Source organism: Hydrogenophaga crassostreae (assembly GCF_001761385.1).
In the GTDB taxonomy this organism is placed as follows: Bacteria; Pseudomonadota; Gammaproteobacteria; order Burkholderiales; family Burkholderiaceae_C; genus Hydrogenophaga; species Hydrogenophaga crassostreae.
On sequence record NZ_CP017476.1, the window covers coordinates 4,716,869 to 4,730,785 of the forward strand.

Annotated in this window: 16 protein-coding genes; 11 read left to right on the forward strand and 5 right to left on the reverse strand. The window is 64.2% G+C overall.

The features are described 5' to 3' along the window. Position 1: 1 nt before the first annotated feature. The 5 genes from LPB072_RS21875 to LPB072_RS21895 are packed head-to-tail and all read left to right on the forward strand — an operon-like array spanning position 2 to position 4,170. Positions 2 to 715 carry an ABC transporter ATP-binding protein gene (locus tag LPB072_RS21875; RefSeq protein ID WP_066096058.1) on the forward strand — a complete coding sequence of 238 codons (714 nt, stop codon included), beginning with the start codon at positions 2 to 4 and terminating at the stop codon, positions 713 to 715. A gap of 48 nt (positions 716 to 763) precedes the next feature. After that, a complete protein-coding gene (locus LPB072_RS21880) occupies positions 764 to 2,005 on the forward strand; it encodes a cytochrome P450 (RefSeq protein ID WP_066096060.1) in 1,242 nt (413 codons plus the stop codon). A gap of 12 nt (positions 2,006 to 2,017) precedes the next feature. Continuing rightward, positions 2,018 to 2,341 (forward strand): 2Fe-2S iron-sulfur cluster-binding protein, encoded by a 324-nt coding sequence (locus tag LPB072_RS21885; RefSeq protein ID WP_066096062.1) that lies wholly within the window; start codon positions 2,018 to 2,020, stop codon positions 2,339 to 2,341. A 27-nt stretch (positions 2,342 to 2,368) separates the two neighbouring features. Further along, positions 2,369 to 2,944, forward strand: coding sequence for a MarR family winged helix-turn-helix transcriptional regulator (locus tag LPB072_RS21890; RefSeq protein WP_066096065.1), 576 nt, complete (start codon positions 2,369 to 2,371; stop codon positions 2,942 to 2,944). Beyond that, positions 2,941 to 4,170: an NAD(P)/FAD-dependent oxidoreductase gene (locus tag LPB072_RS21895; protein ID WP_066096067.1), complete on the forward strand. Its 1,230-nt coding sequence runs from the start codon at positions 2,941 to 2,943 to the stop codon at positions 4,168 to 4,170. Before LPB072_RS21890 ends, LPB072_RS21895 begins: the two co-directional genes overlap by 4 nt. A 114-nt stretch (positions 4,171 to 4,284) precedes the next feature. Here the strand turns inward: LPB072_RS21895 and LPB072_RS21900 are convergent, their stop codons facing one another. Further along, positions 4,285 to 4,608 carry a hypothetical protein gene (locus tag LPB072_RS21900; protein WP_066096070.1) on the reverse strand — a complete coding sequence of 108 codons (324 nt, stop codon included), beginning with the start codon at positions 4,606 to 4,608 and terminating at the stop codon, positions 4,285 to 4,287. Positions 4,609 to 4,728: 120 nt separating this feature from the next. Continuing rightward, positions 4,729 to 5,556 carry a glutathione-dependent disulfide-bond oxidoreductase gene (yghU, locus tag LPB072_RS21905; RefSeq protein ID WP_066096073.1) on the reverse strand — a complete coding sequence of 276 codons (828 nt, stop codon included), beginning with the start codon at positions 5,554 to 5,556 and terminating at the stop codon, positions 4,729 to 4,731. 160 nt (positions 5,557 to 5,716) lie between these two features. Between yghU and LPB072_RS21910 the strand changes: the two genes are divergently transcribed. After that, complete coding sequence (locus LPB072_RS21910; protein WP_066096076.1) at positions 5,717 to 7,084, forward strand: glutamine synthetase family protein; 1,368 nt, start codon at positions 5,717 to 5,719, stop codon at positions 7,082 to 7,084. A 32-nt stretch (positions 7,085 to 7,116) separates the two neighbouring features. On the opposite strand, the gene LPB072_RS21915 is transcribed toward LPB072_RS21910, so the two are convergent. Both LPB072_RS21915 and LPB072_RS21920 read right to left on the reverse strand, forming a co-directional pair. Then, positions 7,117 to 7,602: a MarR family winged helix-turn-helix transcriptional regulator gene (locus LPB072_RS21915; protein WP_066096079.1), complete on the reverse strand. Its 486-nt coding sequence runs from the start codon at positions 7,600 to 7,602 to the stop codon at positions 7,117 to 7,119. Positions 7,603 to 7,682: 80 nt separating this feature from the next. Further along, positions 7,683 to 9,245: a protein adenylyltransferase SelO gene (locus tag LPB072_RS21920; RefSeq protein WP_082877164.1), complete on the reverse strand. Its 1,563-nt coding sequence runs from the start codon at positions 9,243 to 9,245 to the stop codon at positions 7,683 to 7,685. 124 nt (positions 9,246 to 9,369) lie between these two features. Here LPB072_RS21920 and LPB072_RS21925 point away from each other — a divergent pair, with 124 nt between their 5' ends. The 5 genes from LPB072_RS21925 (at position 9,370) to maiA (ending at position 13,228) form a co-directional block, all read left to right on the forward strand. Then, the gene (locus LPB072_RS21925) at positions 9,370 to 9,969 is read left to right on the forward strand and encodes an MOSC domain-containing protein (protein WP_066096275.1); all 600 of its coding nucleotides are present in this window, start codon (positions 9,370 to 9,372) and stop codon (positions 9,967 to 9,969) included. Beyond that, entirely contained in the window at positions 9,962 to 10,561 is a 600-nt protein-coding gene (locus tag LPB072_RS21930; protein WP_066096278.1) for a hypothetical protein, read from the forward strand. The genes LPB072_RS21925 and LPB072_RS21930 overlap by 8 nt, the downstream gene beginning before the upstream one ends. Positions 10,562 to 10,800: 239 nt before the next feature. Next, positions 10,801 to 11,835, forward strand: a complete 1,035-nt coding sequence (locus LPB072_RS21935; protein ID WP_066096281.1) for a cupin domain-containing protein — start codon at positions 10,801 to 10,803, stop codon at positions 11,833 to 11,835. Between the two features lie 42 nt (positions 11,836 to 11,877). Next, positions 11,878 to 12,579 (forward strand): fumarylacetoacetate hydrolase family protein, encoded by a 702-nt coding sequence (locus LPB072_RS21940; RefSeq protein ID WP_066096082.1) that lies wholly within the window; start codon positions 11,878 to 11,880, stop codon positions 12,577 to 12,579. Between the two features lie 10 nt (positions 12,580 to 12,589). Further along, positions 12,590 to 13,228 carry a maleylacetoacetate isomerase gene (maiA, locus tag LPB072_RS21945; protein WP_066096085.1) on the forward strand — a complete coding sequence of 213 codons (639 nt, stop codon included), beginning with the start codon at positions 12,590 to 12,592 and terminating at the stop codon, positions 13,226 to 13,228. A 4-nt stretch (positions 13,229 to 13,232) separates the two neighbouring features. On the opposite strand, the gene LPB072_RS21950 is transcribed toward maiA, so the two are convergent. Further along, entirely contained in the window at positions 13,233 to 13,907 is a 675-nt protein-coding gene (locus LPB072_RS21950; RefSeq protein ID WP_066096089.1) for a glutathione S-transferase, read from the reverse strand. Positions 13,908 to 13,917: the final 10 nt, after the last annotated feature.

Consider the following 13,917-nt stretch of genomic DNA (forward strand, 5'->3'; position numbering starts at 1 on the left):
CATGACCGACCTTCTGCACGTTGACCAACTCACCGCCGGCTACGGAGCCATTCAGGTGCTGCACGGCATCAACCTCTCGCTAGCCTCGGGCGGGCGCCTCGCGCTCATCGGGCGCAATGGCGTGGGCAAGACCACGCTGCTCAAGGCCATCATGGGTCTGGCCGATGTGAAGGCCGGCCACATTCGGCTGGACGGTCAGGACATCACGCGGTGGTCAACCCGCCAACGCGCACAGGCCGGCATCGGTTACGTGCCGCAAACACGGGACATTTTTCCCTCTCTCACCGTGGAAGAAAACCTGGTGGCGGGCCTCAAGGGTCGGCCGCGCAGTGCGCTCGACGAAGCCTATGCGCTCTTCCCGCGCCTGGCCGAGCGGCGACACAACGGCGGCCAGCAACTCTCGGGGGGCGAGCAACAAATGCTCAGCGTGGCGCGCACCCTGCTGGGCAAACCAACGCTGCTCTTGCTCGACGAGCCGCTGGAAGGTCTGGCGCCGATCATTTGCATCGAACTCATGCGCGCCTTCGAGCACCTCGCGCGGGACACCGGCGTGGCGGTTTTGCTGGTGGAACAAAAGGTCGACGATGCGCTGCGTTTCGCCCCGAGCGCCATGGTGCTCGAGCGAGGCGAGGTGGTGCACGAGAGCGAGAGCGCGGCCCTCGGCCAGCGCAAGGACCTGCTGGAGCGCTACGTCGGTGTGGCCGGCGCACATTGACCACACACACTCACAAACCACATACAACCCGTCACGACAGGACATCCCATGAACACCCACACCCCCGCGACGCCCGCCGCCTTGGCTGCGCCCGCTGACGTTCCAGTGGTCGACATCGACCCGTTCAGCGATGCTTTCCTCAGCGACCCCTACGACGCCCACCGCCAAATGCGCGAGGCCGGCCCGGTGGTGTGGATTCCCGCCTACGGGGTTTACGCCTGCGCGCGCCACGAATCGGTGCACGCCGTCTTCAACGACCACGCGACCTACATCTCGGGCGCCGGCGTCGGGCTGGCGAATTTCAACAAGGAGGCGCCGTTCCGGCCGAAAAGCCTGATCCTCGAGGCGGACCCGCCGTCGCACACCAAGGCCCGTGCCGTCCTGGCGCGCATCCTCTCGCCCAAAACCGTGGTGCAAGTCCGGGCCACGTTCACCGACGAGGCCGAGTCGCTGGTGGACCGTTTGCTGGCAAGACAGGCGGCGGGCGAGGTCATCGACGCCGTGAAGGACCTGTCCGAGGTGTATCCGCTCAAGGTGTTTCCCGACGCGGTGGGCGTCGGCGAAGCCGACCGGGAAAACCTGCTGCTCTACGGCAACATGATCTTCAATGCCTTTGGCCCGCGCAACGAGCGTCTGCAGAAATCGGCCGAGCTGGTGCAACCCGTGACGGCCTGGATCATGGCCCACTGCCAGCGCGAGAACCTGCGTCCCGGCGGCTTTGGCGACCTCATCTACCAGGCGGCCGACGCCGGAGAGATCACACACGAAGAAGCCCCACTGCTGGTGCGCTCCTTCCTGTCCGCCGGCGTTGACACCACCGTCAACGGCATTGGCAACGCCATCCTGTGCCTGGCGAACCACCCGGAACAGTACGACAGCCTGTGCGCCGATCACACCCTCGCCCGCCCGGCGTTCGAGGAAGCGTTGCGCTTCGAGTCCACGGTGCAGACCTTCTTCCGGACCACCTCGAAAGACACGGCCTTGTTTGGCGTGCAGATGCCGAAAGACAGCAAGGTCATGACCTTTCTGGCCGCGGCCAACCGCGACGAACGCCAGTGGCCCGACCCTGACCGCTTCGACATCCAGCGCCGCCCGGCAGGCCACATGGCCTTTGGATCGGGCATTCACGGCTGCGTGGGCCAGGTGATCGCCCGCCTCGAAGGCGAATTGGTGCTGACCGCTTTGGCCAAGCGCGTCTCGCGCATCGAGCTCATCGGCGCACCCCAGCGCCGCCTCAACAACACCCTGCGTGCACTGGGCTCGATGCCGGTGCGCCTGATTCCCGCTTGAAAGGATGCCCCCATGTTTGAAATGACCTTGATCGATGCCGCCGGAGAAAGCCGCACCTTGCAGGTACCCGAAGGCCAGAGCCTCATGCAGGCAGCCGTCTCGGCCGGGCTGCGGGGCATCGTGGGGGAGTGTGGCGGTTCGGCCATGTGCGCGACCTGCCACGTGTACGTGGACGAGGCCTTTGGCGACCGCTTACCCGCCCCGCTGGCGACCGAGCAGGAAATGCTGGAGTGCACCGCCAGCGAGCGCCGCCCCAACAGCCGGCTGGGCTGCCAGATCAAATCATCGGCGGCGCTGGATGGTTTGGTGGTGCGCCTGCCCGAGCGGCAACAATAGGGGCTTCGCCACGCTGCAACCCAACCCATGAGCAAGTCGTCTCCCGCCCCGGTTCCCACACGCAAAGCCTCCGCCCGCACCGCCAACCCCCAGGCCGTGGTCGATCTCGAGCGCTATACGCCTGCGTTCTTCACCTGGATCGCGAACAAGCTGTCTGGCGGGGCGTCTTCGGCCTATCTCAGCGCCTTCAACGTGGGCATCGAGACCTGGCGGCTGCTGGTGTTGCTGGCCATCGAAAAGTCGCTGACCGCACAGGCGATATCGCGCACCATCGGCATGGACAAGGCCTCGGTGAGCCGGGCGTTCAAAAGCATGCAGACACGCGGACTCATCACCATTGCGCTGGACGACGCAGATGGCCGCCTGCGGGTCGCCACCATCACGCCGGCCGGCCGCGCCATGCACGACGAGATCCTGGGACTGGCCATGGAGCGCGAGCGCGCGTTTCTGGCGGTGCTGAACGGGCAGGAACGCGAGACCCTGATCGGCTTGCTGCGTCGCTTGCACGACAACCTGCCGGCCGTCGAAAAAGCGACGCACGACTACCTGTCACACCATTACCCCCACGCAAAGTTGCGCCGTGTTCGAGGAGACGAACCGTGAAGAATGGACCGATCGTCATCGTCGGAGGCGGCCATGCCGCCGCGGCCTTGTGCAGCGCCCTTGCCCAGGCCGGACATGGCGGGCGGGTGCACCTGGTGAGCGCCGAAAACGAATTGCCCTATCAGCGCCCACCGCTGTCCAAGGGATTTCTCAAGCAACCAGACGAAGCCATTGCCCCGCACAAGTCGGCCGCCTGGTACGGCGAGCAAGGCATACAGACCCGTCTCGGGGACCCGGTGGTAGCCATCGAACGGGCAACGCAGCGGGTGCGGTTGCGCTCCGGCTCGGACCTTGCGTACCAGCAGCTGGTGCTGGCCACGGGCACGCGTGCGCGCACGCTTGAGGCCCTGCCACCGGGTCTGCGCAATGTGCACGTGCTGCGTGACGCCGTCGATGCGCGCCGCTTGCGCACCCGTTTGGGCGAAATGGGTGCGGCCGGGCAGCGCCTCACTGTGCTCGGTGGAGGCTTCATCGGCCTGGAGCTCGCAGCCTCTGCACGCCAGCTCGGCCTGGAAGTCAGGGTGCTGGAAGTGGCGCCCAGGCTGTTGGGCCGCTCTGTCTCGGCGCGGCTTGCCGAACATGTGCTGTCACACCACCGGGGCATGGGCACCGAGATTCAGATCGGTGTGCGCATCGGTGGCTATGACATACAAGACGACCGCCTGGTATCGATTCAGGTCGACGACAACAGCCACCTGCCTGTGGACGAATTGGTGCTGGGCATCGGTGCCGTCCCGGCAACGGATCTGGCCGACGTTTGCGGTCTGGCCACAGACAACGGCGTATTGGTCGATGGTTGTCTGCGCACCAGCGACCCCCACATCCTGGCGATCGGTGACTGCGCCGCGTTCCTCACGCCCGATGGCGCGCGGCTGCGACTGGAGTCGGTGCAGAACGCCAACGACCATGCCCTCACCGCCGCCACCACGCTGCTTGGCGGCGAAGAACCCTACCGGGCATTGCCCTGGTTCTGGTCGGAGCAAGGACCCGTGCGCCTGCAGATGGCAGGCCTGCTGCCCCGCTCATGCGACACCACACTGCGCCCGGGCGCCAAGGCCAACAGCTTTACCCTGTTTCATCTCGACGGCGGCAAGCTGTTGTGTGCCGAGTCGGTCAACGCACCGCTCGACCACATGATGTCGCGCAAGTTGATCGCGTCAGGCATCTCGGTGGACACGGCGTTGCTGGGCGATCCCGCTGTCCCGCTCAAGTCGCTGCTGCTCTGAACCCATCAGCGCAAGCACGATCCCGCTTGGGCTCGATCCACCGCCCCCTTCTTTGCGGAGCGTTTGGATGCCCGGCACATTTCGCCGCATCCGGGCAGGATCGGCACTGGCTGCTCAAGAACCCTGCAAACACTGCTTCAGATAAAACGCGGCCGTGCCATCACCCGACATGCCCGCCATGTAGGCGAACTTGATGGCACTGGGCAGTTTGGACTGGTAGAAGTCGTGTTGGGCCGAGGGCACGCTGCCCGGCACCGGCAGCGCCGAGAACCGGGCAACGGCCTTGTCCACTGCGATGCCCTGCTTTTTCAAAGCCACCGCTTCCCGAGCGTGTTCGGAAATCGCCTGACAGGCCTCCTGGGGGCCCGGCGCGGCCAAAGCCGAACCTGTGGTGGATACAAACAGAACGGCAGACAGTGCAACGGTCTTCAACAGCATCGGTGAGGTCCTTTCTCACCGCCTGAAAAGCCAGGCGGATCAGGCATTCTTGCACCGAGCCGGATGGCGTTCAACCGGTCTGCTTCACCGGGGGCTCACCAACCAGACCGGTACACGCCATCAATGCCGCTCCGGCACCTGATCGGCTTCGTCGCCCCACACGCGGTTGATCTTGCGGCCTTTGGCCACCGCAGGGCGGGCCTTGATGCTTGCAGCCCAGCGTTGCACATGCGTGTATTCCTGCACCGAGAGGAACTCGGCGGCGCTGTACAGCAGGCCTTCGGCCAGCGCGCCGTACCAGGCGTAGATGGCGATATCGGCGATGGTGTAGTCGTTGCCAGCGATGTAGGGGCGCTCGGCCAGAGCACGGTCGAGCACGTCGAGCTGGCGTTTCACTTCCATGGAAAAACGGTTGATCGGGTATTCGAACTTTTCGGGCGCGTATGCATAGAAGTGCCCAAAACCGCCGCCCAGGTAAGGCGCCGAGCCCATTTGCCAGAACAGCCAGTTCATCACTTCAGCCCGCGCAGAAGGTTCCTTCGGCAGGAAGGCATCGAACTTGTCGGCCAGGTACAGCAGGATGGAGCCCGACTCGAAAACGCGGGTGGGCGTGGCGGTGCTGCGGTCGAGCAGCGCGGGAATTTTGGAGTTGGGGTTGATGTTCACAAAGCCGCTGGTGAACTGGTCACCCTCGCCAATCTTGATCAGCCAGGCGTCGTACTCGGCGCCTTTGTGACCCAGTGCAAGCAGCTCTTCAAGCATGACCGTGACCTTCACGCCATTGGGCGTGGCCATGGAATACAGCTGCAGGGGGTGCTTGCCCACGGGCAGGTCTTTTTCGCTCGTCGCGCCAGCGATGGGGCGGTTGATGTTGGCGAACTGGCCGCCATTGGCCTGGTCCCAGGTCCAGACTTTGGGTGGGATGTAAGGGGTGGTTTTGTCGGTCATGTGAAGGTCCTGTGGGTGGTTTCGCCCTGCACACAAAAGGTACGGCGAATCGATGGGAACAGAGAGTGCCAACATCCTATGCCTCGGCCGCGAACTTTGCTGACATAGGGGCATGCGAACATCAGCGCCTGCCCCAACCGACTGCCCGACGCCCTTGACCATGACTTCATCCAACGATTTTGCCGCAGCAACCCAGGCGCTAGGCGCACAGACGATCGAATGTGCCCTTGCCGATTTCACCTCTCTGGCGCGCGGCAAATGGCTGGCGGCAGACGAGTTCGTGGCTCAGCAAGGTTGCCGCCTGCCCAATGTGTTGTTTGGCATGACGGTGACCGGCGGCTGGCCCGAGGCGCTGTTCGGCTCGCTGATGCCCAAGGGCTACAGCGACATGCAACTGCTCGCCGATCTGGACACCCTGCGTGCCCGGCCGGGCCGGCCGCATGAAGCCACCGTGCTCTGCGAGCCTGTGGGCCGCTGGTTCTCCTCCTCGCTGGGCCGTGAGGTGGATGCGTGCGAACTTTCGCCCCGCGCCTGGCTGAAGACCGTGTTGGCGCAATACGCCTTGCTGGGTCTGCAAGCCACGGTCGCGCCAGAGCTGGAAATGTTCTTGCTGCGCCGCGACGGCGCAGCCATCGACTGCGCCAAGGCCCACCCGGCTTCACCGACGCTGGAGCAAACCTGCGAGCAGTATTCGCTGGAGCGAACGGCGCAGTTCGAGCCCTTTTTCGATGCGCTCTACGCGGGCTGCGAGACCCTGGGTATTCCGGTGTCCGGGCATCTGCACGAGGCATCCCTGTCGCAGTACGAAGTCAACTTCCGGCCCGGGCCCGCCTTGCAGCAGGCCGACGCGGTGTTCCGTTTCAAACGACTGGCGCGCGAGATCGCCAACCGCCAGGGCTTTCTGGCCAGCTTCGCCGCCAAACCCTTCACCGACCAGCCTGGCACCGGCATGCACTGGCACTTCAGCCTGCAACACACCACCGGCGACTGGCCACATGTTTTTGCCACCCCCGACGGTTTGGCCTCCCCTGAGCTCATGCACTTCATCGCCGGCCTGCAGGCCCACACCCCTTCGGCCATGGCACTGTTCGCCCCGTACGACATGTCGTTTGACCGCATCGCCATGAGCGACTCTTCGCCCACCCACGCCGACTGGGGGCACGACGACCGGCTGGCCGCCTTCCGGATTCCTGCCGCAGGCGATCCGGCCGCAGTCAGGGTAGAAAACCGCTTGCCCGGTGGCGACGCCAGCCCCTACCTCGTCGTCGGCGCCACGCTGGCTTTTGGCCTGGACGGTTTACGCAACCGCCTGGCCGTCAAGGGCGGCAAAGATCACCGCCTGCTGCTGCCACTGAACCTGCCCGACGCGCTCGACGCTTTGGCGAGCAGCCCAACCGCGCGTGCCATGTTGGGCGATGCCATGGTGGACCTGTTCGTGGCTCTCAAACGCAACGAACACGAAGAGCGCAGCGCTCTGGCCGACCCGCGCCAGGACTGGGACCTGAAACACATGATCGAACTGGCCTGATGCCCCGGTGACGCGGCTGCAGGCGCCAACGCTCAAGAGGCGTCGCGGTGCCCCGGCGCACGGCTGAGGGTGTTGTTCTCTTCGACCAGCATGCCAAGCAGGCGCATGAATTCCTTGCGCTGAGCCGGGGTGAGCGGCGCCAGGATCTGCTCCTGGCTGCGCAGCATGGCAGGCACGGTGGCGGCCAAAGCGCGTTGCCCGTCAGGCGTCAAAAACAGCTGGCGTGCGCGCCGGTCTTCAGGCGCCGTGCGCCGCTCCATCCAGCCGCGTGTTTCGAGCCGGTCGACCACGCCAGCGGTGGTGGAGGTATCCAGTGCAATGCCGCGTGCCAGCGTGCGCTGATCGATACCCGGCTGGTTGCCCACACGTTGCAAGGCCGCGTATTGCACCGGGGTCACGCCCAGGTCGCCCACCTCTTGCAGGAAGATCCCCACCGAAATCTGGTGCAGGCGTCGGATGGCGTAACCAGGCAACTGGTTGATGTCGAGCGCGGGAGCAGGAGCAGGGACAGGCTTCAAGGGGCGGCGGCGCGAAGGCGCAAAAATGGTGGTGAGAAAAGCGGCGCGACCACTTTACTCCGTGAACACCGGTTGTTCGCTCAGGTCCCGCAGAAGGTGCGGTAACCCAATTGCTGTTCCGCGGCCGCAGGTTGGGCGAACCGGTCCATCCCGGCCCGCTCTTCAAACGGATTTTTCAACAGGTCGAGAAGCCGCTCAAACGGTGCCAGATCGCCCTGCTCGGTGGCAGCCTCCAGGGCTTCCTCCACCAGGTGGTTGCGCGGTATGTAAAGCGGGTTGGCAGCGCGCAGGGCTTGTGCGAGTTCGCCGCGAGGGCGTCCGCTCTGTGTGGCCCTCGACAGCCAGCGCTGCAGCCAGGCCAGCATGGCTTCGCGCCCTTCAGCCGCGAACAGGGCCATCAACGCGGGTGCCTGGCCGTTGTCCACTTCGGCCGCGTCCGCGAGATGGCGGAAGGCCAACGTGAAATCCACGCCATGGGCTTGCAGCAATGCGAGAAAGTCTTCGACCAAGGTGGCGTCGCTGATGCCTTGCTCATCGCCCTGGCTCTCGCTGGCGCTCAAGCCCAGCTTGCGGCGCATCACTGACAGACTTTGCGACTGGTACATCCCTGGAAAAGCATCGATCACTTGCGTGACCTGGGCAACAGCCAGATCGCTGTCGTCGCCCATCAGTGGCAGCAGCGCTTCGGCCAGTCGCGCCAGATTCCAGCGCGCAATCAGGGGTTGGTTGGCGTAAGCGTAACGACCGTTGTGGTCAATGGAGCTGAAGACGGTGCCGGGATCGTAGCCATCCATGAAAGCGCAGGGCCCGTAGTCGATGGTTTCGCCCGAAATGGTCATGTTGTCGGTGTTCATCACGCCATGGATGAAACCCACGCCCATCCATTGCCCGATCAGCGATGCCTGGCGCGCGGCCACTGCCTGAAAGAAGCGCAGGTAGCGGTCGGCCTGGCCTGCCAGCGCTGGGTCGTGGCGGGCAATGGCGTAGTCGGCCAACCGTGTGAGTTTCTCAAGATCCTGCCGGGAGGCAAAGAATTGAAAGGTGCCCACGCGCAGGTGGCTGCTCGCCACCCGGACCAGCAGGGCCCCTGGCAGCGGACGCTCGCGCTGCACCTGCTCGCCTGTCGCGACAGCGGCCAGGGCGCGCGTGGTGGGTATGCCCAGAGCCTGCATGGCCTCACCCATCAGGTATTCACGCAAGACCGGGCCCAACGCAGCTTTGCCATCACCACCGCGTGAAAACGGGGTACGCCCGGAGCCTTTGAAGGCGATGTCACGGCGGTGGCCCAGGGTATCAACGACTTCACCCAGAAGCAGCGCGCGGCCATCGCCCAGTTGCGGAGAAAACTGGCCAAACTGGTGGCCTGCGTAGGCTTGTGCCACCGGGCTGGCATCGCTGGGCAAGGCCTGACCCGACAGCACGGCGAGACCATCTGCACCCGCCAGGGCCCCGATGTTCAAACCCAGTTCTCCGGCCAGCTCGGCGTTCAGCGCCATCAACTGCGGCTTCGGCGCGGGTGTGGGATTCCAGGGCGCGTGCAGGCCCACAAGTTCGGTGGCGTAGCTGTTGTCCAGTGCCAGGCCCAGCAAGGCAGCGCTCACCCTCGGAAGGCCGGTGGGACGGGGATCGGCAGGGGCAGACATGGTGCATTCACTTTCATCAACAGGACAACAGAGCCACATGATCACCCAATTCCCGTGCACTCTGCGTGCGTGGGGTTGTCTCACCCGGACCGGTGCACCGGCCTGAATGTGCCAACATGACGGCATGTCCTCTTCACCGACCGCTTTCCGGCAAGGCCCCCCATTGGCGGAGCCCGGCGGTTTGCGCGCCCTGACCGCTCAGTTCCCGTTTCCAGGCCGGCTGGACGCCATCTGGGTTCGCAGCGAACGGCGGGGTGCCATGCGCGCGCTGGGCGAAGCGCAAGCCGAAGTCGGCCGGGGTTTGCTTGGCGACCACAGGTCGAGCCGGCTTCGATCGGGCCCGGAACGCCGCGCCCGCGAAATCTCGCTGATCCAGGCGGAGCACATGCCACTGCTGGCCCGGTGGGTCGGTCTGGACCACCTTGACGCGGGGGCTTTGCGGCGCAACCTGGTGATCAGTGGCATCAACCTGCTCAGCCTGCGATCGCCTTTCGCTGACAACCGCCTGGTCTGGCAACTGGGCGATGAAGTCTTGCTGCAGGTCACAGGACCCTGTGACCCTTGTTCGCGCATGGAAACGCTGCGCGGTCCGGGGGGATACAACGCCATGCGCGGCCATGGTGGTTTGACCGCGATGCTGCTGCGGGGCGGCCGGCTGAAAATTGGCGACCAGCTCAAACCTGCCGGACAGGCAACAACCGGAGAGAATGATGACCATGACTAAGTTGAACGCTTCACGCAGAGATTGGCTGATCCGGTACGGGGTTGGCGCGGCGGCATCGCTGATGGTGCTGCCCGCCGCGCGGGCCGATGACGGCGATCCGCGCGACCAGGGCGCCGGGCGCTCGGTCACCACCGAAGAACTGGGCGAGATGCTGTTGCCCCACTTCCCCATCAAATACCCGGTGCCCGGTTTTCTCGACCTGATCGTGCGCACGCCACGGCTCGCCATGCGGCCACAGACCAACCGCATCGATGCCGACATGGACGTCAGCGCCCAGGGCCCGGCACTCAACCGCACCCAAGCCGGGCGTCTGGGCGTGGGCTTTGCCCTGCGCTACGAGGCGCGCGACAAAACCGTACGCGCCCATCAACTGAGCTTCAACAGCCTGGACTTTCCCGGCATCAGGCCAGAAGCCGTGGAACTGATCCGCGTATACGGGCCGGCCCTGGCTCAAGCGGCGTTGCAGGAAGTGGTCCTGCACCAGTTCAAGGACAAAGACCTGGCTGTGCTCGATGTGCTGGGCATGCGGCCAGGCAAGATCACGGTGACCGAAGACGGCCTGCGCATCGGCTTCGAACCGCGGCCCCTCTGAAAACCGCGCCGTTCGCACGGCCATATTTTTCATGTTGCTCACGGTCAAGGCAACCGATACACTAATAATCAGTATGCTGATCATTAGTGTAGGCGGGTAAAGGCACCCGGCAAGCCCTGGTCTCGAGATGCACGGCCGCCTGCAGTGGCTTTGACGGAAGCCTCGTGGGCAACGAGACGCAGGAACCGGTCGGTTGGCTACCCTTCACGCCCGCGCAACAGACCATTTTGGAGACCACCATGAACGAACTGGGCCGCCTGGAAGACCTGCCACAGGATTACCGCGATGAGCTGGCTTCGCACAACCTCGTCCCCCTGTGGCCCAGCTTGCGTGGTGTCTTGCCGCCAGGTGTGCCTACGCGGCAGACGCGCGCAACGCATTGGCCTTACACAACCATCAAACCCCTGCTGCTCAAGGCGGGGGATTTGACGCCGATCGAGAAGGCGGAACGGCGGGTGCTCGTGCTCGCAAACCCCGGCCATGGGCTGGAAAAAATGCAGGCCAGCGCCGCCATGTATTTGGGCATGCAACTGCTGCTGCCCGGTGAGTGGGCCCCATCGCATCGCCATACGCCCAATGCGGTTCGCATGGTGGTGGAAGGCACGGGGGCCTGGTCCAACGTGGACGGTGAAAAGTGTGAAATGGTTCGCGGCGACCTGATCCTGACACCCACCGGCCTGTGGCATGAGCACGGCCATGACGGCACGGAACCCGTGGTGTGGCTGGACGTTCTGGATCTGCCTTTGGTGTACTACATGGAAACCAGCTACCACGTCAACGGCGGGCGACAGGCAGTGAAACCCCAACACGGTGAGCGCACCTACGCGCATGGTGGCCTGGTGCCCACACCCGTATTCGAACGCAGCGGCAAGCCCTATCCCATCTTGCGCTACCCCTGGGCCGATGCGCGCGCTGCGCTGGAAACATTGGCCGCAGACCGCCCCGATCTTGACCACGTACAGGTGACCTACACCAACCCCGAAACCGGGGCGCACTGCCAGAACATCCTGGGTTTTTACGCCCTCATGCTGCGCCCCGGTCAAACGCTGAACCTGCCCGCGCGCTCGCCTGCCACCGTGTTGCACCAGATCGAAGGCAGCGCCGAGGTCCACATCGAATCGCAGCGTTTCACCCTGGTCGAGGCAGACACCTGCTGCGCGCCGGGCTACACCGCCATCGCGCTCAGGAACACCTCGGCCACCGAGGCGGCTTTCCTGTTCATGGCCGATGAGACGCCGTTGCACCAGAAGCTCGGCGTGTATGAAGTCAGATAACCCACTCACGCGCCCGCCCCTTCAATTCTTGAGCTTGCTGTCATGACCCAGTACCTTTTCTCCCCGCCCGCCGTTCAGTCACTGCCCATCCGCGGCACAACGCAGCAGTTCCCGATCAACCGCATCTTCTGCGTCGGTCGCAACTACCATGCGCACGCCGTCGAAATGGGCAAGCCCGTGGACAAGTCGGTCGAACGCCCCTTCTATTTCACCAAGTCACCACAAACGCTGGTGCAATCCGGTGCGACCGTTCCCTACCCGCCCGAGAGCCAGAACTACCACTTCGAAATGGAGATGGTGGTGGCAATAGGCAAAGCGGGGTTTCGCGTGAAGGCAGAACAGGCCCACGCGCTGATCTATGGCTACGCGGCCGGCCTGGACATGACACGCCGCGATCTTCAACTCGTGGCGCGCGACAAAGGCCGCCCCTGGGATCTGGGCAAGGATATTGAACAGGGATCGGTGTGCTCCGAAGTTGTGCCGATGGAAGGTCAGATCATCGACAGTGGGGCCATCACGCTTGAAGTGCGGGGCAACACCAGGCAGACGTCCGATGTGGGCAAGTTGATCTGGAGCGTGCGCGAAATCATTGCCGACCTTTCGCTTTTCTATCACCTGCAACCCGGCGATCTGATCTATACGGGCACCCCCGAAGGTGTGGGCCCAGTGGTGACGGGCGACAAGATCACAGGTCGCGTGGCGGGCGTCGCCGATGTGGCGCTGACCATCGGTGCCGCCGAGTGAGCGTTACCCCATGAAACTCTACAACTTCTTTCGCAGCGGCACTTCGCACCGCCTGCGCATCGCCCTCAACCTCAAAGGCCTGGACAGCGAATACGTCGCCGTGCACCTGGGCGAAGAGGCACACCTCACCGAAGCTTTCAAGTCGGTCAACCCGCAACAGCTCGTGCCTGCGCTGGATGTCAATGGCCAGGTGTTGCTGCAATCGCCCGCCATCATCGAGTGGCTGGAAGAAAAGTACCCCAGACCTGCGCTGTTGCCTGCCGATGCAAACGATCGAGCCCATGTGCGCGCGCTGGCCGCCATCGTGGGGTGTGACATCCACCCCATCAACAACCGCAGGATTCTGGAAGCGCTGCGCCACCGCTTCGGGGCAGACGAAACCGCCATCAACGATTGGTGTGGCACCTGGATCGGCGCCGGCTTTGACGCCTACGAAACACTGCTGGCTGCTGACCAGAAGCGCGGCCGCTTCAGCTTCGGCGACACGCCCACGCTGGCCGATGCCTACTTGATTCCGCAGATCGAAAGCGCACGGCGCTTCCAGGTGGACTTGACGCGCTGGCCACTGATCATGGGTATCGACAGCGTGTGCTCGGCGTTGCCCGCGTTCTCCCGGGCAGCCCCCGGACTGCAACCCGATGCCCCGTGACCCATCAGGCGATGGTGGGCGCCGGAAACCTTTCGGGTGATTGACCTGGCTTCCAGGCCGGGTATTTCGGCATCACGCCCAGGAAAGCGGGACTGCGCAACCAATGTTGCAACCACTGCCGCACAGCAGGCCATTGGCAGCTTTCAAACCAGCCGGCGTCTACAGCAGCCCATTGGCGAACGAATGGAAAGATCGCCACGTCAACAAAGCCAGGTGACACGCCCGCGAGAAAGGCGTGTTGATCCAGCCTCTGTTCCAGGACGGAAATCAACAACATTTCGCCCTGCGTTCGGTGCCCTTCAGCAAGCAGTTGCGGGTGCCGTTCGGGGTATTTGTAGGCGTCAAGGGCTTGTTTGAAGGGGCCGTCGTTCACGCTCAGAAGCTGCTGCTGCATGGGGTCTTCAAGCTGCCCCAGCCACTCTTGCGGGTCGTTTTGCGCCAATGCCCAGCGCATGATGCCGAGGCTTTCATCGATCACCTGACCACCAGGCAACTGCAGCACAGGCACAGTGCCCTTGGGCGAAGCGTCCAGCATGGCCTGGGGTTTGTCGCGCAGCACGACCTCACGCAGCTCAACCACCAGCCCCGCTTGCAACAGCGCCATGCGGGCGCGGATGGCGTAAGGGCAGCGCCGAAACGAATACAGAACCGGCAAGGCGCCCAGTGTTGACGGTTCCATCCGCATGCAA